Source organism: Halobacillus faecis, from assembly GCF_007991335.1.
GTDB lineage: Bacteria > Bacillota > Bacilli > Bacillales > Halobacillaceae > Halobacillus > Halobacillus faecis.
Map to the genome: position 1 here is coordinate 44,817 of NZ_BJYD01000012.1, position 23,090 is coordinate 67,906.

Here is a 23,090-nt window from a genome sequence, read left to right on the forward strand (position 1 = left end):
GAACGATATTCATTATGATAAAAAGGAGAGTCATCCGAATGACATATGATGCAGGGCATTATGATGTAATTGTTATTGGTGCGGGTCATGCCGGAGTAGAAGCAGGTCTTGCTGCCGCACGCCGCGGCGCTAAAACGTTAATGCTGACTTTGAACCTTGACCTCGTTGCCTTTATGCCGTGTAACCCGTCCATTGGTGGTCCAGCGAAAGGGATTGTTGTACGTGAAGTCGATGCATTAGGTGGAGCTATGGGACGCGTTATTGATAAAACCCACATCCAAATGCGACTTTTAAACACAAGAAAAGGGCCTGCTGTCCGTGCGTTACGTGCACAGGCAGACAAACCATTGTATATCAAAGAAATGAAACGTGTTCTTGAGAATCAGGAAAACTTGACACTTCGCCAGGCCATGGTTGAAAAAGTACTGGTGGAAGACAATCAGGTGAAAGGTGTCGTAACAGAAACAAAAGCCGCGTACTACGCACCGACCGTCATTGTAACAACTGGTACGTTCATGCGCGGACGCGTAATCATCGGCGACTTATCGTATGAAAGTGGCCCGAACAACCAGCGTTCCACCGTGTCTCTTTCTGAACAGTTGGAGGAAATGGGCATTGAGATGGTCCGATTCAAGACCGGAACTCCGATGCGTGTCAACAGTCACACCATCGACTATTCCAAGACTGAAATCCAGCCAGGAGAAGAGGAGCCGCGTTCCTTTTCTTATGAAACCACAGAATTCATTACCGATCAGATCCCGTGCTGGCTGACCTACACGAACGAAGATACGCACAAAATCATTAACGATAACTTAGGACTATCTGCCATGTATTCAGGAGCGATTAAAGGTACAGGACCGCGTTACTGTCCGTCCATCGAAGATAAAATCGTCCGCTTCAATGACAAACCGCGTCACCAGATCTTCCTTGAGCCGGAAGGAAGAGATACGGAAGAAGTCTATGTTCAAGGTCTCTCCACTTCCCTTCCGGAGTACGTGCAGAATGAAATGATGCGCACGGTCCCAGGCCTTGAAAAAGCGGAAATCATGCGTGCCGGTTATGCCATCGAGTATGATTCAGTTGTGCCGACTCAGTTGTGGCCGACACTTGAAACGAAGCAGATTGAAGGACTGTTTACAGCTGGTCAGCTCAACGGTACTTCCGGATACGAAGAAGCAGCCGGACAAGGCTTGATGGCAGGAATCAACGCAGCTGCGAAGGCCCTCGATCTTGAACCATTGATTCTTGACCGTTCTCAAGGTTACATTGGCGTCATGATTGATGACCTTGTGACGAAAGGGACGGGCGAACCGTATCGCTTGCTTACGTCCCGTGCGGAATTCCGTTTGATGCTTCGCCACGATAATGCGGACCTTCGCCTGACAGAAATCGGTTATCAGCTCGGTTTAATTCCTGAAGACCGCTACGAGCGCTTCCAAGAGAAGAAACGCTTGATTGAAGAAGAGAAAAAACGTCTCGACAAAGTCATTTTGAAAGAGACGGACGAGGTGCAATCTGTCATCGAAGAAGCGGGTGGATCGAAGCTGAAAGATGCCATTCGTGCGACAGACTTATTGAAGCGTCCAGAAATGAATTACAGTCACTTGGAACGTTTGACGCCAAGCGAGGTTTCCTTGCCTGACGATGTTAAAGAACAGGTGGAAATCCAGGTGAAATACAGTGGCTATATTAAGAAAGCCCTGGAACAAATCGATCGCATGAAGAAAATGGAGACGAAGAAAATTCCTGAAGACATTGATTATGATGCGATTCACGGCCTTGCGACAGAAGCCCGTGACCGTCTGAAATCCGTCCGACCTCTATCTGTCGGACAGGCCTCCCGTGTATCAGGGGTGAATCCGGCGGACGTTTCCATTCTGCTTGTGTATATTGAACAAGGGAAAATCGCCCGCGTATCCGGGGAATAATTTGAAAGGATGGACTTATGGATATCAACACCTTTCTTAAAGCATTACAGGAACATGGCATAGAACTGGATGATCACCAGCAGCGCCAGTTCCAAAAGTATTTTGAAATTCTCGTCGAGTGGAATGAAAAAATGAATCTTACGGCAATCACCGATCAGGAAGGCGTCTATCTGAAGCACTTTTACGACTCACTGACGGCCGCCTTCTACTATGACTTCAATCAACCGCTCCGTATTTGTGATGTAGGAGCGGGGGCCGGTTTTCCGAGTTTACCATTGAAAATCGTCTTTCCACAGTTGAAAGTGACGATTGTCGATTCTTTGAAGAAACGAATCACATTTTTGAATCACTTAGCCCATGAATTGGAGCTGGATGATGTCGCTTTTTATCACGATCGTGCCGAAAACTTCGGAAAAAATGCGAACTTCCGTGAGAGTTACGACCTTGTTATGGCCCGCGCCGTTGCGCGAATGTCCGTCCTTAGTGAACTGTGCCTCCCGCTAACTACGAAAGGCGGCAGGTTCCTGGCGATGAAAGGTCCCAATTTGAAGGATGAAATAGAAGACGCAAAAGTTGCGATTCAAACCGTCGGTGGTGAAGTGCTTGATGTCCACACGTTTGAATTGCCGGAAGAGGGCAGCGAGCGAAACATCGCCATCATTGAGAAAAGAAGAAAAACACCTAAGAAATACCCGAGAAAAGCGGGAACACCGAATAAAACACCGATTGAATAACATCGTTTGCCTCTCTGCCTAAGGTAGAGAGGTTATTTTTTTAGAGAATAGGAGAACGAAGTTATTATCTGTGAGTTACAGGACATTGGATTGAAGTTAGAGGGCGATGAATTAGAGATCCAGGATATTAAACCGACATTCGAGGACATTGAACTAGAATGATAGGACATTGAAGGAGGATCAGGATTGGAAATCATTGTGCTTTCAGATACGCATATGCCAAAAAAAGCGAAACAGCTTCCCGAGCGTTTTTTAAAAGAATTGAAGAACGTGGATGCCATTATTCATGCTGGAGATTGGCAGACTATAATGCTTTATGAAACGTTGAAAGCTTATGCTCCTGTGTACGGGGTGTATGGGAATGTGGACGGAAAAGAGATCCGAGATAAATTTCCGGCCAAACAAATGCTGGAATGGGAAGGATACCGTATTGGAATTGTCCATGGCCACGGAGAGAAAAAAACCACAGAAAAACGTTCGGTGGAAGCTTTTGAGGATGAAGAAGTGGATGTGTTGATTTACGGGCACTCTCATATCCCAGTCCTTCGTTATTTTAAGAGAACGCTTTTGTTCAACCCGGGATCTCTTACTGATAAAAGGCGGGTGCCCATGTACTCATTTGGAAAACTTTCTTTAACGGAAGAAGGAATTCATGCGGAACATATCTTTTATGAAGCCTTGTGAAAAATAATTTCATTTACCATATTTAAACTATGAAAGGAATTTCCCTTTCTGCTATAGAAGGATGTATAGGAGAATGAAAACGCTATTGTAGCGTGGAAGGGGATTGAAATGTCAGAGAAATTATTTGGTTTAAACGGAAAAGTAGCAGCTGTCACTGGTGGTACAAGAGGAATTGGACGTGCGGTGGCTGGCGGTCTTGCTGAAGCTGGAGCCGATATTGCGTTGTTACAGAGAAATACATCACAAGTCGATATAAAAAAAGAAATTGAAGGTCATGGTCGTACCTGCCACATTATTCCGTGTGATTTGAATGACAAAGAGCAAGTGAAAGCAGCAATTCCATCTGTGGTGGAAGCCTTTGGTCGTATTGATATTCTTGTAAATGCAGCAGGGATCCAAAGGCGTTCCGATGCTGTAGATTTCTCAGAAGAAGATTGGGATGATGTCTTGAATATTAATTTGAAAACGACGTGGATTCTATGTCAGCAAGCGGGGCGCTATATGGTGCCCAATAAGAGTGGGAAAATCATTAACTTCGCATCTCTACTGTCTTACCAGGGAGGAATTCGAGTACCTGCCTATGCTGCTTCCAAAGGGGGTGTTTCCCAGTTGACGAAAGCCTTATCCAATGAATGGGCGAAAGAAGGAGTGAATGTCAACAGTGTCGTGCCTGGCTATATCGCGACTGATATGAACACAGCGCTCATTCAGGATGAAGACAGAAACCAACAAATTCTTGATCGAATACCAGCAGGCGACTGGGGGAAACCGGAAGACTTCATTGGTGCCGTTGTTTTTCTTGCTTCCGATGCTTCCCGTTATGTGCATGGACATCAGCTGGCCGTTGATGGTGGCTGGTTGGGAAGATAAAAAAATCCCGCTCCTTTTATGAAGGAGCGGGATTTTTTTGGCAGGTCGGACAGTAGTAACAGCGACGGGAAGCGGCACGGAACTTGATAATTTCTGTCCCATCGATCCGGCACGGGCGGCCTTCCCGATTGAACACCCAATGTCTGTATTCATAGCGCTTTTTTCCTTGCTTTTTCAATTCTTCCGCAAGGGCTGGGTCGTTTGTGATGCCTTTGTTTTCATAGGAACGCCACATCAGGTCGATGCAAGCTTTTGCGGCACTGTAAAGCTGTTCCTCTGTGCAGTCAATCGGTCGTGAAAAGGGATAGATCCCAGCAACGAATAGAATTTCACTGCGCAAATAATTTCCGATTCCAGCGATGAAGGCTTGATCCAGCAATAAAGAGGTCCATTTTCGCCTTTGGAATCTCTTATCCTGGAAACGAATAAACAGATCATCAGCCGTCACTTCTTCACTTAAAAGATCAGGACCTACTTTTGAAAGAAAAGGGTGGTCTTCCTCTTCTCCCTGTTTTAACACTTCAATATCTGAAGCACTGTAAAGCAGAGCTGATTTCTTCTCATTATGAAGGGCGAGCCGCAGTTGTCGGTTGGTTTTCGGATAGTTATAGGCGTTCCTGATGTACCATTTTCCGTATAGTTGGTTATGCGAATAGATGACATAATTATTTTCAAAGCGGATGAGCATCGCTTTCCCCTTTGTATCAACTCTGGTGACCTTTGAACCGCGCAGGATTTCTTCATACCCTTGTAAATGTTCAAAGGCGAAACTGATATCGATGACGGTTTTATCCTTTACTGCTTTTTCTACGGAATCTGCTGCCCGTCTAATTTCTGGTCCTTCTGGCATCTCGTTCGTCCCTTTCGATTAGCTGGATGTAAACATTCCACCATTGATATGGATAAACTGACCTGTGATATAAGTTGAATCCTGGGAGGCAAGCAGGACGTAGCTCCCCACATGCTCTACCGGCTGTCCTGGACGGCCCATCGGGGTGTTTGTCCCGAACTCTTCGACTTTATCTTCTGGGAATGTAGATGGAATGAGTGGTGTCCATATCGGCCCTGGGGCAATGCCGTTAACACGTACACCTTTGTTTACCAACTGCTTGGCCATGGAGCGGGTAAAGGCGACGACGGCTCCTTTTGTGGCTGTGTAATCAACAAGTTCAGGGTTTCCGACATACGGATTGACCGACGCTGTATTGATAATAGCGCTTCCCCTCTTTAAGTGGGGGATGGCTGCTTTCGTCAAATGGAACATGGAAAAAATATTGGTCCGGAATGTGCTTTCCAATTGCTCTGTCGAAATGTTCAGCAAATCATCCGTTGGGTGTTGTTCAGCCGCGTTATTGACAAGAATGTCCAATTGACCGAGCTCGTTCACTGTACGCTCGACGGCGGCTTTACATATCTCCTCATCTCCGACGTCTCCAGGAATCAAGATGGCGCGGCGTCCTTCCTCTTCCACTTTTTTCTTCGTGTATTCGGCATCTTCATGTTCTTCTAAGTAAGAAATAGCAACATCGGCGCCTTCTTTTGCATAGCCGATGGCCACAGACCTTCCGATGCCACTGTCACCGCCTGTAATTAGAGCTGCTTTTCCAACTAATTTATTACCACTTGTGTAATCTTCATCTGCCTGCAGGGGTAGGGGGTTCATTTCGTCCTCTATTCCTGGCTGTATGGATTGTACTTGCCCTGGTTGACCTTTTGTCTGCCGTTGCTCTCGATTCATATGTGAAGTCCTCCTCTAATTATGCTTGTTTGATGTCATTCCACCATTTTGGAAAAATCAAACAAACATAACAAAAACCCCTTCATGATGGGATCTATGAGGGGCTTCTGGAAGAGCGTAATAATAATGATCTTACGAAAAGTCCAATGATGATTCCCGGCAGCAAGAAAAGGATGGGAAGCCAGACCGGCCCAATCAAAACCCCACCTACCTTAAATAGAGGAGAATAGATCAGCCCGATGGTAACGGAGTAGGCGCAAAAAGCAAAAGGCACGAAAGTATAGGGTGCACATTCCCCATCTGCCTCACGGTACGCATCCCAGACAGCAAACATATACACACAAGGGTAAAACATCAGCCATTGATAGTCCGTCACTTCAATGGCTTTCTCTATATTCCCATGAAAGCTATGGACAATGGCCATGTTAAAGGAGCTGTTCACATTGAGAATCACTTCTAAAAGGATGAAAGCGAGTCCTTTGATGAGATGTCCATTCAATAGCTGGCCGAATCCCGGAAAAGCAATGCTCCATAATAAAATTTCCAGTCGTTTTTCTTTCATATCGATTCCTCTTCCGCTAAAAATTATTGGATGAGTTTCTCTCTGTCTGGAGCTTGAGGGGGTTCTTCAAACCATCCATTGTGGATCATGATATCCAGACCGTCTTTGGCATAGATTGCTGTCTCTAAAATCAATTTTTGATAAGAGAACACGATATCGTACCGCAGGCTGACAGCTGAACTCGTCGCGTAATTTCCCTGCCCGGATGACGCAAGAACACTGATCAAATACATCATGAGTCGATCAGAAAAGACAGGGTCCGTAAGGGTAGTCAAAAAATTCGCAGACACCATCGGGGTCATAATTCCAGATTGATCCAACAGTCTTGAGAATATTTTCCGGTGTTTGATCGACATCTTCTTCCCGTGCTTCATATACTCTTTCACCGTTTTGTTTTTACTTGTCTGAGCAAACCCCTGACATAACACTTCTCCGATCGTGTTATTTTTAATATTTTCATACAAATGGGTGATTTCCATTGCATTCAAGGATCGCTTGCTGAAAGGATGGTAATAACTTTTCGATTCAATGTACTCTGTTTCCTTATCAATGGCGATTTGAGGAGGTCTTGTATAAATCCCTTTCTCAAGTCCAATGTTTACACATTCGTGGTAAAGCTGGTCCTGCTTACGAATACGTTCGCTGAAAAAGTTCCGAATATCCTCTCTGGAAGAGGCACCTAAAGAGAATCCATCAGAAGTTAACCCCGCCTGTCCCATGTGCTCGAGAAAGGTCAACATGAATGCATCAGTAAACAGTTTGGGAGCATTCGGGTTCAGGTCATCCATGGAATAACCATTGGGGATGGGGAGGTCTGCTTCCTCAAAGAAACGACCACAGTCATTTACTCCTTGTTCCGCAATCTCTTTTGCCAACTTAATCAACGGTTGGATTTCTGCATCCCTGTGAGTCAATTGAAAATGTTCCAAAACAGGGATAGCCATGCTGTTTTGAATATATTGTGTCCACAATAGCCCGATTTCATTGGCTGTCAGTGTTTTTTGGGACATATTGGTTTCCCTCCTGTGATGATGGTGGTGGCTCTAATTTACTTTCTTTCACTTCTTCCTTGTACAACAGATAACCTGGCAAAAAGATCAAGTTTACGATGAAAATGTATATTAACAATTTTGCTAACCAGTCGATGACGAACAATGTCGCTCCGAAAACTAAGGCAACGATTATAAGTGGGGATAGATAGGCGTAAATCATAGTTCGTCCTCCTTGTCTGTTTTATACTTTCCGTTCGGGTATAAATTATTACGAAAAGAGGATGATAGGAGAAAGAAGTCAGATCTTGAATGAAGGAGTTCGTTATGTGGAAATGGAAGCGGAAAGAAAAACAGCAGCCACAAAAACAACAACAATCAAAAAAGCAGAGCGAGACTCTTTCTGAATTTATACAAGCGATGCAGCAATCAGAGGATTTTGTCCATTACAAGTTAAGTGGGAGCACGAGGTGCACCATATCGTATATAAAAACGATGTGTGACTCAAAAATTTTGAATAGAAGTGTGCTAACCACATTAAATGAAGAGTCATTGCACACGTTGCATGAGTTGCAGGAACGCATTCCTGTAGAAAACGTTCGTGTGACTTCCAAATTGGATTTAATTGAAGAAAAGGTCATGTATGGTTACATCATGATTCAGATGGATAAAACGGACGAAGAAGTAGTCCTGGTTCCTGCCATTTCTTTAGAATCAAGAAACGTTAGTATTCCTGAAGTAGAATTCAGTGTCGTAGGGCCGAAAGAGGCGTTCGTGGAGACATTGAATACGAACATAAACCTCATACGTAAGCGCCTTCCGTTACCTCGTTTAACAATCAAAGAAATGAATATCGGCAAGGTGACGAAAACTCGTGTTGCCGTTGTTTATATTGATGGAATAGTCAATCAGGATAATGTAGATACGGTTCAACAAAGGTTGAAAGGAATTGAAATTGATCAGCTGACGGACAGTTCGTTTGTGACACAAATCATTGCGGATAATTCCAATTCCCCTTTCCCGCAGTTGCTGGATACGGAAAGGCCTGATCGTGTCGTTTCCAACCTGGTTGAAGGAAAGGTTGCCATTCTCGTTGATGGATCTCCCCACGCCTTGACATGTCCGACTACAGTCGTGGAATTTTTCGGGGCATCAGATGACTATTTCCTTCCATGGCACTTAGCGACAGCTTTCCGTTTGATTCGATTATTTGCCGTTATCTTTTCTGTTCTTAGCACACCTTTATACGTAGCAGTTCTTACCTACCATCATGAAATGATCCCGGCGGCGTTGATGGCGACCATTGTGTCCTCAAGGTCTGACATTCCTTTTCCACCGATATTGGAAGTGATTGTCCTAGAATTGACGATTGAATTGTTACGTGAGGCCGGAGCGAGACTTCCAACGAAAATCGGTCAAACGATTGGTATCGTTGGAGGTATCGTTATTGGAACAGCCGCTGTAGATGCGGGACTTACGAGTAACGTGTTGTTGATCATCGTAGCTCTTAGTGCTCTTGCTTCCTTTACGACACCTGTTTATCAAATTGGTAATACCATTCGTTTGATACGCTTTCCTTTTCTCGTAGGCGCACAGCTCTGGGGCTTGGTTGGAGTTTCGATGTGTATGGTCTATTTCATTGGACATCTTATTAAATTACAATCCATTGGACGTCCATTCTTCGAACCCCTCTACCCACTGAGAATCAAAGATTTGAAGGATGCCTTTATTCGTCTTCCTTTCAACAAACAGACGGAGAGACCTGTTCTCATGAGGACAGAAGATACACAAAGAATGAATCCATCACGTGTAAACGCAAAGAGGGATATCGATGAATAAGTTGAACAACACTCAAGGACTGAATATTCCTGAAAATTATCTAGTGACACCTGCCTATGTATTCTTTTTGATCCATAGCATGCAGGTAGGGGTCGGGATCCTCGGTTTCGAAAAATATTTAGTTGAAAAAGCAGGGTTTGATGCGTGGGTGTCTGTGTTAATCGCGGGCGGAATTTTGCACATCATTCTCTGGATGATGTATCGTCTTCTTCAAAACGGTGGAGGCGACATTGTTCAGATTCATAAAAACATTTTCGGAAAGTATATAGGAGGTTTTCTGAGCCTCCTATTTTGTGCTTATTTCACTCTGCTTGCTTTTACAGTCATTGTTACGTTTATAGAAGTCATTAAAGTATGGGTATTTCCAGGTCTTCAAGTGTGGGTGTTTGCATTCGTACTCATATGGCTTGTGTACTACCTGGTAAGTGGTGGTTTTCGTGTCATCACAGGAATTTGCTTGATCAGCGTCATTATCGGATTACCGATTTTATTGCTTAAATTCTTTCCTGTACAAGCGGGTCACACTATGAATATTTACCCTATGATTAGTCACGATTTTACAGACATTCTTGGAGCTACGAAACAAAGTATCCTCAGTTTTATAGGGTTAGAATTCCTGCTCATTTATTATCCCTTTATTAAAAAACCGGATAAGTCTAAAAAATGGGCACATTTCGGAGTTTTTTATACGACGATGATTTATTTGATCAGCGTCCTTGTCACCTTTGTTTATTACAGTGAAGAGCAATTAAAACAAGTGGTGTGGGGGACAATCTCTGCATGGAAAATTGTTGAATTCCCGTTTATTGAGCGGTTTGAATTTGTAGGAATTGCAATGTGGCTCTATGTCATTCTTCCGAATATCTGTCTGGGGGTGTGGGGAGCGACAAGAATTCCGAAACGGGTTTTCAATATTAAGCAAAAGCATTTCGTCATCATATTCTGCATCGCTCTTTACTTCCCAGCGGTCCTTTTAGATGGACGTCCAGTCATTGATATGGTAAACAATTTATCCGGACAGCTTGGGATGTATGTTTTAATGTATGTCCCTGTTTTACTCGTGCTGAAGACAATTTCAGATAAAGTGAGGAAAAGATCATGAAAACCATAAAATTTTTTCTTATTTTTATATCTGTATTGCTTTTAACTGGGTGTCTGCCGAGTAAGAGTGTGGAGGAAAATGCAATTGTTCAAATTATCGGATATGACGCGGGAGAGGAAAAACGCATTCGTGGAACAGTTTCCATCCCTCAATACGGGAAAAGCGAGGATAAGCAGGCAGCTTCAGAACTTTACTTAACGGTTGATGCTGATTCAACTAAAGATGTAGAAGTAGAAATACAAAAACAATCCTCAAAACCAATTTCCATCGGGAAGCTTGCCGTAACGTTATATAGTAAAGAACTCGCTGAGCAGGATTTGGGTGATATTGTCGATGTACTCAGTCGTGATCCTCGTTTGAGCAGAAACATGTTTTTGGGCGTTGTTGACGGATCTGCTAAAGATTTAATAGAAAGTGGATACACACAGGATGAAACGACCTCTAAGCATTTACAAGGGCTTATTGAGAATAACACGCGACATAACTTTCCTTCTACAAGCTTGCACAATTTCTTATATGCGTATTATGCAGAAGGGATGGATCCATTTCTGCCCTTACTGAAGAAGCAGGAATCATTTGTCGAACTTTCCGGTGTCGCTTTTTTTAAAAAAGGATTACTTGTCGCCGAAGTTCCGGATACGAAGATATTCACATTTAAAATGTTAAAAGAGAATTTCAAACGAGGAATGCAGGATGTCCCATTTGAGGGGGGGACCATCATGATGGATAACATCGGATCGAATGTCGATTATAGTATTGCGGGTTCCCTCGACAATCCAAAGTTTGAAATTAAAATCAGTATGAAAGCCGAAGTCAATGAAATGGCAGGCGTCGACCGAAAGGCCACTCCACAGTTAGCTAAAGAAATGGAAGAAAAATTTGTCGAGTATTTTAATAAAGAGGCGGACGAACTTATTCAGTTATTTAAGGAAAAAAAGATCGACCCGCTGGGTTTAGGCAACTTCACCAAGACCCGAAGGGGGGATTTTGACCTTTCCAAATGGGAGGAAAATTACTCTGATTTAGAAGTCGATGTAAACGTGGATGTGGAGATTACCGAGTACGGAATATTCTCCTAGCATAAGAAGATCGAATCCATGAAAAAAGAAAGGTCATCCTTAAGAAGGATGACCTTTTGCGATAGAGAGAATGTTAGGGATTCAGCTTTTTTTCAGTACACGAAAGCGAGATCGAATGAGTTCATAATAGAGTGCGGTAAACGTCTGAGTAGTTAAGAAGACTGCAAAGGAAAAAGGGATTTTATAGCCGTTTTGGAACTCCACAATTCCCAGTTTTGTAAACGCCCACTGCATACTGACGCCGACGATGACCCATAGAAGGATATAGAAAATAAATGTCTTCTTATGGATGTTGAACATGTCATAAAAATAGATGAAAAAATAACTGAATGGGGCGAAAATCAAGTAATAGCAGAAATCGAACAACTCATAGTGGTTCGTATCATTCAGCGTGAAAAAATCAATGAGTCCCCCACCAATTGTAAAATCAAAGAAAACGCCGATCGTAAATCCGAGCATCATTAAAAGCCATGTAATCTCCCGTTTGAATTTAAAGGGGAGCACAAAAAAGAGGGCATAGGCAATAGTCATGAGAATTAAGATGGAGATTTCATTTTTATCAAAGGTTTCCCAAAGGAAGTTCACGAGTGTTTCACCTCATTGTGCGTAGATTTCCGAATTAGTCTCCACACACCGATACTGAAAAAGTGGAGCAACACATAGTAAACGACATCAAAAAACAGGTTCCAATCTTTGTACGTGGAAACTTCGAGGACCCTGGACAAGATGGTGAGCAAAAGTAAGCAGAGGACAGAAGCAGCGATGACCAACCCTTTTTTCATGGTCGACGATGAAGCGCTGTACACATTCAGCTGAACCATTAGGAGGGTGGGGATGATTACACTGCGAAAAAATAAAAAACCAGCATAATTCGCAGGATCTTCTGTTATTTTTACATATTTCAATTCTTCATTAATGATCCATGTCCAGTTAATGCTGATGACACTTGTGGTTAAGAAAATGAATGAATTCTCTATAATGGTTAGTCGCTTAGGGATGATGGTGAAAATACTTACGATCAACCAGGCGCATACGAAAAACACGGTAAATGCCATACGAATCCTCCTTCTCATCTCCCTCTATTGTTTGTGGTCTGCTCTGAAAATATTCCAATGGAAAAACACACCCTCAAATTTAACACTGTTATGTGTATGGCAGAATTCTTGAAACGAAGTGTAGCTATTCAGGGAAATGGAAAACTCAGAGCGGGGCTCTGAGTTGTAGTTTCACGTGAAATATTCAAGACTTGCTTCAGGAAAGTATTGATTGATGTATCCACCCAGGACGCTTTTCATTTCTTCTTGTTCATCCTTTTGATAGACGTATTTACCGATCCCGTATTTCCCCCACTTGTATTTACGTTTTTCTTCATCCATTTCGAGCTTTGTCATGGGATAGTTCTTTTGGATGACACGCTTGGCAGGTTTTGTGAAGCGGTGCTGAATCAATTCAAAGGTTAAATCCTTTGTCGCATAGTCCGGCAATTTGTCCTGAAGTTTCTCAAAAAGAATACGGTACCCTTCTTTCCAATCTTCATACAAATAGATCGGGGCTATGATGAATCCAAGCGGATATCCAGCTTTTGCTACTTTAGCCGCCGCTTCGATGCGTTCGTCTAAACGCGATGTGCCTGGTTCTAAGTATTTAATTACATAATCTGCATTCATGCTGAAGCGGAATCTTGTCCTTCCATTGTGTTTAGCATCAAGCAGATGATCGACATGGGCGAATTTTGTCACAAAACGAAGTCTGCCATGCTCAGATTCTCCAAAGTATTCAATGGCCCGCTTCAACGAGTGGGTCAAGTGATCGACACCAACGATATCTGAAGTACAGGACGCTTCAAAGCGGGTCTCCTCCGGGGCACGCTCCTTCATGTATTGTTCAGCCGCATCAAAGACTTCCTCAACATTCACATACGTACGGATGTATGGTTTGCTCCCCATTGTCGTTTGCAAGTAACAGTAGTGGCAATGCCCCATGCATCCTGTGGCGAGGGGAATGGCATATTCAGCCGAAGGTTTCGATGTATCAAACTTGAGCGTTTTTCTGACACCGACGACAAGTGTAGACTTTGCCATCCGGTATTTTTGAAAATCATTTTCGCCTGGTAAATTACGGACTTGGTTGTGAGAGGTAGTTTCTCGGATTTCAATTCCTAAACCTTCGAATTTTTCCTTTAATTCACGTCCCAACGGGTATTCAAGAGCTCTTGGTTCGATATAGACAAGTTCTGGCATGAAAGGTTTTACCACAGCTCACCCTCCGATTCTACTCCTCCACCAAAGGCATCATAATATGCTCGTTCGGCTTCTCCTTCGGATGCATATATGGCAATGTTTTCATCCAGAGGAAAATAAGTTTCATACAAAAATAAGGCCAATTCTCCCGGTTGTTCAGGATTGTTAACGACAGCAGCTTCTTGCACATTAGCAACATCATACGTGTGGGGATTCCTATAAATCACGTACACGATATCTCCTGCTTTGTAGTTTTGTTGTAGATCCATCCAATCACCTGCTTCTCATAATTTAATTTCCACCCTGGCAGTCCTATCTTTTATCTAATCGTGCTCATTTTTCCACAAATGCCGACTTTTATTACGATTTTGCTTGTAAAAAAGGATTATCCCTTTTGGAACTAGAAATAAAGTCAATATCACAGGAGGAGGGTGGAACATGGAGCTACATACAGAAAGACTTTGTTTGAAGCCGTACACACTTGATTTAGCCGGCCGGGTAGTCGAATTAGCAGGAGATGAAGCAGTGGCAGCGACCACTTTCGTTCCCCACCCTTATACACTTGAAATGGCTCAAGATTGGATTGCTCTTCATAAGGAATGGATCGATAAAGGGATGGCTTACCCTTTGGCGATGATCGTAAAGGAGTCCAAAGAGCTTGTCGGCACCATGACGTTAAGGGTGGATGAAAAACACCATAAAGGAGAACTCGCTTACTGGGTTGGGAAACCCTATTGGAACCAGGGATATGCAACAGAAGCTGCTATTCGGGTCGTGGAATACGGATTCAATGAACTGCAATTGAACCGTATATGGTCGGCGGCCATCACTTCCAATCCAGGGTCAACGAAAGTTATGCAAAAAGCCGGTCTGAGCTATGAGGGAACATTAAAACAGGACATCTATCATTGGGGAGAATATAAAGATCTTGATGTGTATGGAAGGATTAAAAATGAGGTTTAGGTTTCACGTGAAACAAAGCCCGCCCGATAACATCGGACGGGCTTCTTCATTTTTGAAAAGTTATGTCGCAGCTTGGCGAATAGGAATCAATGTCCCTATCAATGCGATTCCAGCACAAACAAGGAACATAGACATAAACCCTAGAGGTGCAATGCCGCTGACCGTCGTGAAAATCACCAGGTCAAACAAAGAATCCAAGATGGAAAGCAAAGAAATGGTCGTTGCTCTCACGTGCGAAGGAATCCTATCATTGGCCAACTGGGAATATACCGGATAGCGAATCGCACTCACTAGCTTCAAAAGGATGATCGCTAAAAGAACCATCCAAAGGTGCGTGTGCAGCAATGCAGCCGCTGCAAGGGAAAGCACGGCAAGGAGACCAGTGATGAACAGAAGCTGGACTCGTTTCACACGCTTTGTCATCCAACCAATCGATCGTGCCGCTACAAAACCGATTAGAGCAGTCACTGCATAGACAATTCCGATTCCGTAAACCGGCATGCCCGCATCCACCATCAATACTTGATCAAATGTTTCAAAAATAGCGACAGCTGGAATGAAAACAAGGGAAATGTTCATAAACATCCATAGCACTTGGGGTGCTCTGCGGATGGCGTGATATCCTTCTACTACTTGTTTCACCATGGGCGTCCGTACCCCACCTTGGTTTTCAGGGTTCTTAATGAACAAAAGAAAGATCAATTGTATGAACATGAAGAAAACACCCAGAATGAGTAGAAGTCGGAATTGGTTTTCATTCAGATCTTTTGCTAAGAGAGCCCCGATAATAACTACGAAAATGGAGACGATAAAACGAGCCGAACCAATCTGCCCCATCGCCCTGTCCATGAGATTCTCTTCATTACTTTCTTTTAATGATTCATAAATAAGCGCTTCATCGGCACCACTGAAAAAAGTAGCGGCGAACCCCGTAAGAAAGCTGCTAGCGAAAAACACCCATGGATCGAAGGCGAAAATTAATAGGCCGTGGGCGAGGATGCTTAGCATAGAGCCGATAAGAAAAGCCTGCTTGGCACCAAACCGGTCGGCAATGACACCTGTAGGAATTTCACCAAAAAGTACGCCAATACTGAAAAAGGTCATGACGAGAAGAATCACCGTTTCATCAAGTCCTCTCGCAAAATAAAACAGCGTCAGGACAGGCTGGATAAAACGGAAATTCCCAAAGATTTCTGCCCAAAACAATAGTCGAATGTTATAAAAAGCTAACGTATCTCTTCTCAAAATGTTTCCTCCTGCAATATAAAATCCGATGCAAGCAGGAGATCAAGCATAGGTAAAAATTAAGAAGCTCTCCCCCCTGCTGATTGTGTGAAATGTTCTGTAGAATTTTTTTGCATATCGATATCCTCCTAAAATATAGTCCAATTCTATATATTATTCATTTCTCCCCTCTATTCCTCCCTAACACTTGCCCCTATATTTTTCTAAGTTTCGAAATGTTTGTATGAAGGGTGGTGGTTGAGAAAGCTTGTTGCTCTCCAAAGCTCCGGTTGTACTCACATAAAACTTTCGAAATCAAGTCTTCAATCATTCTTCCATTTGGTGAAGAAGCTTTGGCATAGAGAAAATCTATCGACTTGATTTGTCAGGAAAAGTCATGAAACAGAGGCGGTCAAATGGCGGAAAAACACGTTTCTTATGAGGGGAATGTGAGTTTTCGACAAAGCTGACAATCAATTCTTCAATCTTGAAGATACTTTTCATAGATTAAATGTGATAAAATGAATAGAGAAATGAAAAACGGCATACGTACGCGCAGCAGCTGTGAAGCCTGCGGCGCTTTTTATGTTTCAAAATATAGGGTATATACAATAAAACAGCGTATGCTCGATCGTATAAAGGTGGTGTCTGATCGTGTTACATCCTTTTGGTCGTTTGTTCGGGCTAGGGGACAAACCGGATTCGGATAATGACAGCAATGAAGAAGAAGGCTACAACCCCGATGAGGTTGTACAAGTTCCAGTCGAACGCGTGCAGCCCAACCGTTACCAACCTCGAGCGATTTTCAACAACGAGAAGATTAGCGAACTCGCCCAGACGATACATACGCATGGGATGATTCAGCCGATCGTTCTCCGTCGGTTAAATGAAGAAGAGTATGAGTTGATCGCCGGTGAACGTAGGTGGCGTGCCGTCCAGTCTCTGGGCTGGGAAACGGTCCCTGCGATTATCCGCGAGATGAATGATTCACAAACAGCATCCGTCGCTCTTATTGAAAACTTGCAGCGGGAAGAGTTGACCGTTATTGAAGAAGCTGTCGCCTATGCGAAGCTTTTGGAACTGCATCAGATTACGCAGGAAGCCTTGGCGCAACGGCTGGGTAAAAGTCAATCGACCATTGCGAATAAACTGCGTCTTTTGAAATTACCTGAGTCTGTCCAGCAAGCTGTGATGGACAAGAAAATTACCGAACGGCATGCACGGGCTCTTATTGCTTTGAAAGATGAGGAACAACAGGAAAAGATTTTGGCAGAAATCATTGAAAAACAGTTGAACGTGAAGCAGACGGAAGAGCGAATTGCTAAGATCAATGACCCGGCACCTAAGAAAAAGAAACCGAAGATGAAAGGCGTTAACAAGGATATGCGTATTGCGATGAATACCATCCGCCAATCCTTGACAATGGTGACGGACACAGGAATCGACTTAGAAACGGACGAAGAAGATCATGACGATTATTATCAGATCACAATTAAGATTCCAAAAGGGAAGAAGAAATAATAGCCTGAACGACCCATCTTGACGTATGTGGAGATGGGGCTTTTTTTTAAGTCAATTTACCTAATGCTTTCAATAAAATGGTAGAATGATAAAAAAGACAGTGAGGCAGGTGACATCATGGGGAAAGTGATCTCAATCGCCAATCAAAAAGGCGGGGTCGGGAAAACCACGACCGCCGTCAATTTAAGTGCATGTCTTGCGCACTTGAATTATAAAGTTCTTTTGGTGGATATTGATCCCCAGGGGAATGCAACCAGTGGCATTGGTGTAGAAAAAGGAGATATGGATCGGTGTGTCTATGATGTACTCGTGGATGATGTAAAAGCAAAGGATGTCAAGACGAGTACAATTGTAAGTAACCTTGACGCCATCCCGGCAACCATCCAATTGGCTGGAGCGGAAATAGAGTTGGTTCCAATTATTTCCCGGGAAGTAAAGTTGAAAAAAGCACTGGATGAAATCAAAAGTGATTATGATTATATTATTATCGACTGCCCCCCTTCTCTCGGACTTTTAACCTTGAATGCTTTGACTGCCTCTGATTCCGTTTTAATTCCTGTCCAATGTGAATACTACGCCCTGGAAGGCTTGAGCCAGCTTCTGAATACGGTACGGCTCGTCCAGAAGCATATGAACCATGATCTAATGATCGAAGGTGTACTCATGACTATGCTTGATGCACGTACAAACCTCGGCATCCAAGTGATCGAGGAAGTGAAGAAATACTTTCGGGATCGTGTTTATCGATCGATTATCCCCCGGAATGTCCGTCTAAGCGAAGCGCCAAGTCATGGTAGACCTGCGATACTTTATGATGCCAAATCACGCGGAGCCGAAGTATATTTAGATTTAGCAAAGGAAGTGATTGTGAATGGCGAAAGGGTTAGGTAGCAAAGGCCACGAGGCTTTAGGCGCTTTTTTCAACAACCAGACTTCGACAGAAGAAATTCAACACGTAGCGATTAAAGACTGTCGTCCAAACCCTTATCAACCCCGCAAACAGTTTGAGCAAGAAGCTTTGGAAGAGTTGAAGCAATCCATTGCAGAACATGGCATCTTGCAACCTTTGATTGTAAGGAAGAGCATTAAAGGTTATGAGATTGTTGTCGGGGAGCGTCGTTTTCGGGCAGCCCAAAAAGCCGGACTCACTCATGTGCCTGCTATTGCCAGGGAAATGACGGATGAACAAATGATGGAGATTGCTTTGCTGGAGAATTTACAGAGAGAAGACCTTTCCCCCATCGAAGAGGCAAAGTCCTATGAAAAGCTGATTGAAGACCTCGGTGTCACCCAGGACGAACTTTCCAAACGCTTAGGAAAAAGCCGGTCTCACATTGCCAACCTTATCCGTCTCTTAGCTCTGCCCAAAGCGGTGACAGATAAAATCAATGAAGGAACGCTGTCTATGGGACATGGACGTGCCTTATTAGGTGTGAAAGATCAAGATCTACAGTTGGAATTGGTGAAAAAAATTGAAGCAGAATCCCTGAATGTTCGTCAGGTTGAACGGTTGATTCATGAGATGACGAACCGGCCTTCCAAAAAGAAAGATAAAAAACCTCGGGATATTTTTCTGCAGGAACGTGAGAAGAATTTGAAAGAACGCCTGGGTACAAGCGTGAAAATCCATAAAGGAAAACGTAAAGGGAAAATTGAAATTGAGTTCACGAATAATGAAGATTTAGAACGTATCATTGATTTATTTGCCGATAAAGATTGAAAGCTGGAGATTTATGAAATCTCTGGTTCTTTCTTTTTTTTGAAGCAATACCTCTTTTCTCCACGTGGAGAATTCAAGAAAAAGAAAAGGTAATGGAGAGAATGCGATGGTTTTATTTGGAGCGTTAGTTAACGGTTTGTGTATATTCGTCGGTACATTGTTAGGGCTTTTTTTCACGAAGATTCCGGAGCGGTTCAAAGAAACGGTCATGAGCGGTGTCGGGCTTGTCGTCCTTTTGATTGGCTTGCAGATGGCGTTGGAAACCGAAAACATCGTCATTGTCCTGCTCAGCTTGCTTTCCGGTGCGATCATCGGTGAGGCCATCCACTTGGAAGACAAGCTTGAATACATCGGTCGATGGATTGAAAGGAAATTCACAAAGCCTAATCAGACTTCCAGTGTTGCTCAAGGCTTTATTACCGCTTCGCTTATTTTTGTCATCGGTGCACTCGCTGTCATCGGCGCGTTAGACAGTGGACTTCGTAATGATCATGAAGTGCTGATTACAAAAGCGATCATCGATGGTTTTGTTTCACTGGTGTTGACCTCCACCTTGGGGATAGGTGTCATTTTTTCCATAATTCCTGTTGTTCTCTATGAAGGATCCATTGCCCTTTTAGCGACACAAATCAATAACTGGGTCCCTCAACATATGCTCGACCTATTCATTATTGAGATGACTGCCACAGGTGGATTGATGATTGTAGCTATCGGACTGAATTTATTGAAATTGACCAAAATCCGTGTCGCAAATTTACTTCCAGCCTTACTTACGGTCGGCATCATTTTAACAATCGCCGAGTGGTTTTAAACATCACTGAATGCTTTTTTTAAAGTTTGTAGAAGAGGTGGTAAAGGTGTGGAAAGGCTTCGTTTCCATATGAACCTGCTTCCTTTTTGCCTCGGTTAATTGAATGGCTGCCGCTACTTTTGCTGCCATCTGCATCACGACATGCAGTCTGGTATTCTGCAACACCACATGCTCCATAAACCCACTGACATTGACCATTCCGCTAATGTGTAGTTGACCTACAGGCGGAAGGTCTTTTTTTAATGCCGAGCCGGGGTTTAACGAACCTTTACCAAGCACGACAGATCCGACTGAGGATGACTTTCCAAGGCAGGCATCAATCGCAAGAATATAAGGGTTCGGGTGGTTTTTCCTGATTTCAGCTAGTCGTTCCTTCAGATTTAATGCATGCAAAGGTTTCTCAAGTGTTCCATATATATGGAACGTTTCTAGTGCATGATCGTGAAGCATTGAACCAACCAAAGGCCCGAAGGAATCTCCTGTTGATCTGTCCGTCCCGATACAGGCAATTACAATATCTTTGGAAGGTGGAAGCCATTCTTGCAAGTAAGTGCTCAGTAAATCGCTCATGGTTGGATCATCGGTGTTTACACGTTTCTCTTCTTTTGAAAACTTGTCCTTGAAATTCATAGCTTCTCCTCCAGACACATAGTAGTAACAGTATATAAGGTTGTCCGCGGTTCTATACGTGACAAATACATAGATGTGGAGGAACGGTCATGTTAAAAGCAGGGTTCAAGTGGATGTTCTTAATCATAGGTACGATGATCGGGGCCGGATATGCTTCTGGAAGAGAACTTTGGCAGTTTTTTGGACATGATAGCAGCTTGGCGATTCTTTTGTTCTCTCTCATGTTCATTATTTCTTGTAAAGTCATACTTGATATCAGCTACAAAAAACAGACCGGGCACTATTTACCTGTTCTCCGGGCAGTTGTGGGGAAACATCTGACCGGTGTCTATGATTGGATGATCATCATTTACCTTTTTACAACGACCGTAATCATGCTGGCAGGGAGCGGCGCAACATGGCAGGCATTCAACTTTTCCTATCGCATTGGTGTCCTGGCCATTGTCATTCCTCTCATTCTTTTGTTCGTTTGGGATGTGAAAGGGATTGTCATCGTGAACAGCTTTGTTCTTCCACTGCTCATATCGGGACTTCTGTTCGTTTTGATTCTGTTTATACGTGATCAGGAGCTTTCTCTTTTTGGACATGTCCATGAAATGAGCAACTGGATGTCTGCTTTTCCATTTACCGCGTTGAACATCCTTCCACTGATTGCTGTTCTAGGGGCTATCGGTAACCAGGTTAGAAACAGAGGGGAAATCTGGATTGCGAGTATCGGCAGTGGGGTTATTCTAGGGGCGGTTTCTTACCTTTACAACAACAGTCTGATCCAAATTTCGGAAGACATCATTTTGTATGAAATCCCCCTTTTCGCGATTTTAAAACATTACCCGTATGAAATGATGCTCTTCATGTCCCTCATGCTTTGGATCGCGATCTTTACGACAGCTGCTTCGGGAACGCTCGGGCTTGTCACGAGATTCAGAGAATATGTGAGGCAGCCACTTTGGATTCTGGCTATGGCTGTGATCGCTGTGATGCTTCCTTTTACCTCATTCGGATTCTCAACTCTCATTGAATATTTGTATCCGTTATACGGAATTCTGAACTTGTATGTTTTAGTTTCTCTTCTTTTATACCCGATTCTTTCCCGATTCAAAATTCGCTAGAAACCTGTTAAAATAGATGTCATATTCATAGACGGAAACAGGAGGGAAAGTAGTGGCCGATGCTACAAAAGTGGTAGATGAAGCAAAAACGGTCGTTGATGAAGCAAAAACAAAATGGGACGAGGTTGTTGATTATATAACCGGTCCGGAGCTATGGTTCCAAGTAGCTCTTGGTGGGATAAGGATTTTTCTCATTTTATTGGTATCCTTCTTGATCATTCGTATTGGAAGGAGACTCATCACCCAGTTTTTTGCTAACAAAAGGCGTGGGCCTTTTCGAATTACTGAACGAAGAGAAGCGACGCTCAACAAGCTTGTTTTGAACACGATGTCTTATGTTGTGTACTTTATGGCCTTCATCATGATTCTTGAAACGTTCAACTTTGAAGTCGGCGCTTTATTAGCCGGGGCTGGTGTGGCTGGTCTTGCCATTGGTTTCGGGGCGCAGAACCTAGTCCGTGATATCATTTCCGGCTTCTTCATCATTTTTGAAGATCAGTTTTCTGTCGGAGATTATATTCAGACCTCGGGTGTGGAAGGCTTTGTAGAGGAAGTCGGCCTCCGAACGACGAAAGTGAAAGCATGGACGGGTGAGGTCCATATTCTTCCTAACGGGAATGTCACGCAGGTGACCAACTTTTCCATGCATAACAGCATAGCGGTTGTGGATGTAAGTATTGCGTATGAGGAAGACATTGAAGCCGCTGAAAAAGTGATTCAGGAGTTGTTGAAAGAACTGCCGGAACGTTACGAATCGATGCTGAACGTTCCTGAACTGCTTGGCGTTCAAACACTTGGGGCATCAGATGTCGTCATGCGGATTATTTGTGAAGTAAATCCGATGGAGCACTGGGCTATGGCTCGGGTCCTCCGTAAAGAAGTGAAGAATAGACTTGATGCTGAAGGAATTGAGATTCCATTCCCTCGTATGGTGATGTATTCACGTGACGAAGAACCGAATGAACCGATGGATCACGAAGAAAAAGGAGGAGTTTCCTGATGGCTGATAAATCCTATGACTTGAACGATATCGTTCAGATGAAAAAACCTCATCCCTGCGGGGAGAACCGATGGAAAATTATCCGTATGGGTGCAGACATCCGAATAAAATGTGAGGGGTGCGGCCACAGTGTGCTCGTCCCTCGTAAGAAATTCGAAACGAAGATGAAAAAGGTTCTGGAAACAAGTGAATAATTCCCTCCCCTTCTGTAACTCAGAGGGGGATTTTCTTATGCGAATTTCATGTGAATTTATGAACAGAAAGCCTGTTACATGTAGCTGACTTGCCGGTGCCAGACACCTGATCTTCATTATTAGTGCCTGGCACCCAGCCTGGATGAAAAAATA

Annotated in this window: 26 protein-coding genes; 15 read left to right on the forward strand and 11 right to left on the reverse strand. The window is 43.5% G+C overall.

Going from position 1 to position 23,090, the window contains the following annotated elements:
* The first annotated feature begins 38 nt into the window (after window positions 1-38).
* The 4 genes from mnmG (at window position 39) to HFA01_RS06740 (ending at window position 4,216) form a co-directional block, all read left to right on the forward strand.
* Entirely contained in the window at window positions 39-1,928 is a 1,890-nt protein-coding gene (gene mnmG, locus HFA01_RS06725; RefSeq protein WP_146814509.1) for a tRNA uridine-5-carboxymethylaminomethyl(34) synthesis enzyme MnmG, read from the forward strand.
* Between the two features lie 17 nt (window positions 1,929-1,945).
* Window positions 1,946-2,662: a 16S rRNA (guanine(527)-N(7))-methyltransferase RsmG gene (gene rsmG, locus HFA01_RS06730; protein ID WP_146814511.1), complete on the forward strand. Its 717-nt coding sequence runs from the start codon at window positions 1,946-1,948 to the stop codon at window positions 2,660-2,662.
* 186 nt (window positions 2,663-2,848) lie between these two features.
* Window positions 2,849-3,346: a metallophosphoesterase family protein gene (locus HFA01_RS06735; RefSeq protein ID WP_146814513.1), complete on the forward strand. Its 498-nt coding sequence runs from the start codon at window positions 2,849-2,851 to the stop codon at window positions 3,344-3,346.
* Window positions 3,347-3,454: 108 nt separating this feature from the next.
* A complete protein-coding gene (locus HFA01_RS06740) occupies window positions 3,455-4,216 on the forward strand; it encodes an SDR family oxidoreductase (RefSeq protein ID WP_146814515.1) in 762 nt (253 codons plus the stop codon).
* A 16-nt stretch (window positions 4,217-4,232) separates the two neighbouring features.
* Here HFA01_RS06740 and nei read toward each other — a convergent pair whose 3' ends face one another.
* The 5 genes from nei to HFA01_RS06765 all read right to left on the reverse strand — a co-directional run bounded on the left by nei (window position 4,233) and on the right by HFA01_RS06765 (window position 7,728).
* Complete coding sequence (gene nei / locus HFA01_RS06745; protein WP_146814517.1) at window positions 4,233-5,066, reverse strand: endonuclease VIII; 834 nt, start codon at window positions 5,064-5,066, stop codon at window positions 4,233-4,235.
* A gap of 18 nt (window positions 5,067-5,084) precedes the next feature.
* A complete protein-coding gene (locus HFA01_RS06750; protein ID WP_146814519.1) occupies window positions 5,085-5,954 on the reverse strand; it encodes an SDR family oxidoreductase in 870 nt (289 codons plus the stop codon).
* A 94-nt stretch (window positions 5,955-6,048) separates the two neighbouring features.
* On the reverse strand, window positions 6,049-6,516 hold the full coding sequence (locus HFA01_RS06755) for a hypothetical protein (protein WP_146814521.1): 468 nt from the start codon (window positions 6,514-6,516) through the stop codon (window positions 6,049-6,051).
* Between the two features lie 23 nt (window positions 6,517-6,539).
* A complete protein-coding gene (locus tag HFA01_RS06760) occupies window positions 6,540-7,526 on the reverse strand; it encodes a DUF3231 family protein (RefSeq protein ID WP_146814523.1) in 987 nt (328 codons plus the stop codon).
* Window positions 7,498-7,728, reverse strand: a complete 231-nt coding sequence (locus HFA01_RS06765; RefSeq protein WP_146814525.1) for a hypothetical protein — start codon at window positions 7,726-7,728, stop codon at window positions 7,498-7,500. Before HFA01_RS06765 ends, HFA01_RS06760 begins: the two co-directional genes overlap by 29 nt.
* A 104-nt stretch (window positions 7,729-7,832) precedes the next feature.
* Here HFA01_RS06765 and HFA01_RS06770 point away from each other — a divergent pair, with 104 nt between their 5' ends.
* The 3 genes from HFA01_RS06770 to HFA01_RS06780 are packed head-to-tail and all read left to right on the forward strand — an operon-like array spanning window position 7,833 to window position 11,525.
* Window positions 7,833-9,344 (forward strand): spore germination protein, encoded by a 1,512-nt coding sequence (locus HFA01_RS06770; protein ID WP_146814527.1) that lies wholly within the window; start codon window positions 7,833-7,835, stop codon window positions 9,342-9,344.
* Window positions 9,337-10,446: a GerAB/ArcD/ProY family transporter gene (locus HFA01_RS06775; RefSeq protein WP_146814529.1), complete on the forward strand. Its 1,110-nt coding sequence runs from the start codon at window positions 9,337-9,339 to the stop codon at window positions 10,444-10,446. Before HFA01_RS06770 ends, HFA01_RS06775 begins: the two co-directional genes overlap by 8 nt.
* Window positions 10,443-11,525 (forward strand): Ger(x)C family spore germination protein, encoded by a 1,083-nt coding sequence (locus HFA01_RS06780; protein WP_146814531.1) that lies wholly within the window; start codon window positions 10,443-10,445, stop codon window positions 11,523-11,525. The genes HFA01_RS06775 and HFA01_RS06780 overlap by 4 nt, the downstream gene beginning before the upstream one ends.
* 81 nt (window positions 11,526-11,606) lie before the next feature.
* Here the strand turns inward: HFA01_RS06780 and HFA01_RS06785 are convergent, their stop codons facing one another.
* The 4 genes from HFA01_RS06785 to HFA01_RS06800 form a co-directional block, all read right to left on the reverse strand.
* The gene (locus HFA01_RS06785) at window positions 11,607-12,110 is read right to left on the reverse strand and encodes a hypothetical protein (protein ID WP_246139287.1); all 504 of its coding nucleotides are present in this window, start codon (window positions 12,108-12,110) and stop codon (window positions 11,607-11,609) included.
* Window positions 12,107-12,580 (reverse strand): hypothetical protein, encoded by a 474-nt coding sequence (locus HFA01_RS06790; protein WP_146814533.1) that lies wholly within the window; start codon window positions 12,578-12,580, stop codon window positions 12,107-12,109. The genes HFA01_RS06785 and HFA01_RS06790 overlap by 4 nt, the downstream gene beginning before the upstream one ends.
* Before the next feature lie 171 nt (window positions 12,581-12,751).
* Window positions 12,752-13,780 (reverse strand): spore photoproduct lyase, encoded by a 1,029-nt coding sequence (gene splB / locus HFA01_RS06795; protein ID WP_146814535.1) that lies wholly within the window; start codon window positions 13,778-13,780, stop codon window positions 12,752-12,754.
* Window positions 13,774-14,034 (reverse strand): transcriptional regulator SplA domain-containing protein, encoded by a 261-nt coding sequence (locus HFA01_RS06800; protein ID WP_146814537.1) that lies wholly within the window; start codon window positions 14,032-14,034, stop codon window positions 13,774-13,776. Before HFA01_RS06800 ends, splB begins: the two co-directional genes overlap by 7 nt.
* 169 nt (window positions 14,035-14,203) lie before the next feature.
* Between HFA01_RS06800 and HFA01_RS06805 the strand changes: the two genes are divergently transcribed.
* Complete coding sequence (locus tag HFA01_RS06805) at window positions 14,204-14,728, forward strand: GNAT family N-acetyltransferase (protein ID WP_146814539.1); 525 nt, start codon at window positions 14,204-14,206, stop codon at window positions 14,726-14,728.
* 60 nt (window positions 14,729-14,788) lie between these two features.
* Here HFA01_RS06805 and HFA01_RS06810 read toward each other — a convergent pair whose 3' ends face one another.
* A complete protein-coding gene (locus tag HFA01_RS06810) occupies window positions 14,789-15,973 on the reverse strand; it encodes an MFS transporter (RefSeq protein ID WP_146814542.1) in 1,185 nt (394 codons plus the stop codon).
* A gap of 633 nt (window positions 15,974-16,606) precedes the next feature.
* On the opposite strand from HFA01_RS06810, the gene noc reads away from it, so the two are divergent.
* From noc to HFA01_RS06830, 4 genes are all read left to right on the forward strand, one after another.
* A complete protein-coding gene (gene noc / locus HFA01_RS06815) occupies window positions 16,607-17,473 on the forward strand; it encodes a nucleoid occlusion protein (protein WP_146814544.1) in 867 nt (288 codons plus the stop codon).
* Between the two features lie 117 nt (window positions 17,474-17,590).
* Window positions 17,591-18,364 carry a ParA family protein gene (locus HFA01_RS06820; protein WP_146814546.1) on the forward strand — a complete coding sequence of 258 codons (774 nt, stop codon included), beginning with the start codon at window positions 17,591-17,593 and terminating at the stop codon, window positions 18,362-18,364.
* Window positions 18,345-19,193 (forward strand): ParB/RepB/Spo0J family partition protein, encoded by an 849-nt coding sequence (locus HFA01_RS06825; RefSeq protein ID WP_146814548.1) that lies wholly within the window; start codon window positions 18,345-18,347, stop codon window positions 19,191-19,193. The genes HFA01_RS06820 and HFA01_RS06825 overlap by 20 nt, the downstream gene beginning before the upstream one ends.
* 106 nt (window positions 19,194-19,299) lie before the next feature.
* On the forward strand, window positions 19,300-20,004 hold the full coding sequence (locus HFA01_RS06830; protein ID WP_146814550.1) for a DUF554 domain-containing protein: 705 nt from the start codon (window positions 19,300-19,302) through the stop codon (window positions 20,002-20,004).
* 3 nt (window positions 20,005-20,007) lie between these two features.
* Here HFA01_RS06830 and yyaC read toward each other — a convergent pair whose 3' ends face one another.
* On the reverse strand, window positions 20,008-20,634 hold the full coding sequence (gene yyaC / locus HFA01_RS06835) for a spore protease YyaC (RefSeq protein WP_146814553.1): 627 nt from the start codon (window positions 20,632-20,634) through the stop codon (window positions 20,008-20,010).
* An 89-nt stretch (window positions 20,635-20,723) separates the two neighbouring features.
* On the opposite strand from yyaC, the gene HFA01_RS06840 reads away from it, so the two are divergent.
* The 3 genes from HFA01_RS06840 to HFA01_RS06850 are packed head-to-tail and all read left to right on the forward strand — an operon-like array spanning window position 20,724 to window position 22,937.
* Window positions 20,724-21,743 (forward strand): YkvI family membrane protein, encoded by a 1,020-nt coding sequence (locus HFA01_RS06840; RefSeq protein ID WP_146814555.1) that lies wholly within the window; start codon window positions 20,724-20,726, stop codon window positions 21,741-21,743.
* A gap of 52 nt (window positions 21,744-21,795) precedes the next feature.
* The gene (locus HFA01_RS06845) at window positions 21,796-22,743 is read left to right on the forward strand and encodes a mechanosensitive ion channel family protein (protein ID WP_371860313.1); all 948 of its coding nucleotides are present in this window, start codon (window positions 21,796-21,798) and stop codon (window positions 22,741-22,743) included.
* Complete coding sequence (locus HFA01_RS06850; protein ID WP_146814557.1) at window positions 22,743-22,937, forward strand: DUF951 domain-containing protein; 195 nt, start codon at window positions 22,743-22,745, stop codon at window positions 22,935-22,937. The genes HFA01_RS06845 and HFA01_RS06850 overlap by 1 nt, the downstream gene beginning before the upstream one ends.
* Window positions 22,938-23,090: the final 153 nt, after the last annotated feature.

What these genes read in the sequence shown, in the direction of transcription:
- HFA01_RS06760 (WP_146814523.1), bottom strand. Translation starts at nt 7,526, where the DNA reads ATGTCCCAAAAAACACTGACAGCCAATGAAATCGGGCTATTGTGGACA.
- HFA01_RS06780 (WP_146814531.1), top strand. Translation starts at nt 10,443, where the DNA reads ATGAAAACCATAAAATTTTTTCTTATTTTTATATCTGTATTGCTTTTA.
- mnmG (WP_146814509.1), top strand. Translation starts at nt 39, where the DNA reads ATGACATATGATGCAGGGCATTATGATGTAATTGTTATTGGTGCGGGT.
- HFA01_RS06830 (WP_146814550.1), top strand. Translation starts at nt 19,300, where the DNA reads ATGGTTTTATTTGGAGCGTTAGTTAACGGTTTGTGTATATTCGTCGGT.
- HFA01_RS06740 (WP_146814515.1), top strand. Translation starts at nt 3,455, where the DNA reads ATGTCAGAGAAATTATTTGGTTTAAACGGAAAAGTAGCAGCTGTCACT.
- nei (WP_146814517.1), bottom strand. Translation starts at nt 5,066, where the DNA reads ATGCCAGAAGGACCAGAAATTAGACGGGCAGCAGATTCCGTAGAAAAA.
- HFA01_RS06750 (WP_146814519.1), bottom strand. Translation starts at nt 5,954, where the DNA reads ATGAATCGAGAGCAACGGCAGACAAAAGGTCAACCAGGGCAAGTACAA.
- HFA01_RS06850 (WP_146814557.1), top strand. Translation starts at nt 22,743, where the DNA reads ATGGCTGATAAATCCTATGACTTGAACGATATCGTTCAGATGAAAAAA.
- HFA01_RS06840 (WP_146814555.1), top strand. Translation starts at nt 20,724, where the DNA reads ATGTTAAAAGCAGGGTTCAAGTGGATGTTCTTAATCATAGGTACGATG.
- rsmG (WP_146814511.1), top strand. Translation starts at nt 1,946, where the DNA reads ATGGATATCAACACCTTTCTTAAAGCATTACAGGAACATGGCATAGAA.
- HFA01_RS06825 (WP_146814548.1), top strand. Translation starts at nt 18,345, where the DNA reads ATGGCGAAAGGGTTAGGTAGCAAAGGCCACGAGGCTTTAGGCGCTTTT.
- HFA01_RS06755 (WP_146814521.1), bottom strand. Translation starts at nt 6,516, where the DNA reads ATGAAAGAAAAACGACTGGAAATTTTATTATGGAGCATTGCTTTTCCG.
- HFA01_RS06805 (WP_146814539.1), top strand. Translation starts at nt 14,204, where the DNA reads ATGGAGCTACATACAGAAAGACTTTGTTTGAAGCCGTACACACTTGAT.
- HFA01_RS06770 (WP_146814527.1), top strand. Translation starts at nt 7,833, where the DNA reads ATGTGGAAATGGAAGCGGAAAGAAAAACAGCAGCCACAAAAACAACAA.
- HFA01_RS06820 (WP_146814546.1), top strand. Translation starts at nt 17,591, where the DNA reads ATGGGGAAAGTGATCTCAATCGCCAATCAAAAAGGCGGGGTCGGGAAA.
- HFA01_RS06765 (WP_146814525.1), bottom strand. Translation starts at nt 7,728, where the DNA reads ATGATTTACGCCTATCTATCCCCACTTATAATCGTTGCCTTAGTTTTC.
- HFA01_RS06775 (WP_146814529.1), top strand. Translation starts at nt 9,337, where the DNA reads ATGAATAAGTTGAACAACACTCAAGGACTGAATATTCCTGAAAATTAT.
- HFA01_RS06790 (WP_146814533.1), bottom strand. Translation starts at nt 12,580, where the DNA reads ATGGCATTTACCGTGTTTTTCGTATGCGCCTGGTTGATCGTAAGTATT.
- HFA01_RS06800 (WP_146814537.1), bottom strand. Translation starts at nt 14,034, where the DNA reads ATGGATCTACAACAAAACTACAAAGCAGGAGATATCGTGTACGTGATT.
- yyaC (WP_146814553.1), bottom strand. Translation starts at nt 20,634, where the DNA reads ATGAATTTCAAGGACAAGTTTTCAAAAGAAGAGAAACGTGTAAACACC.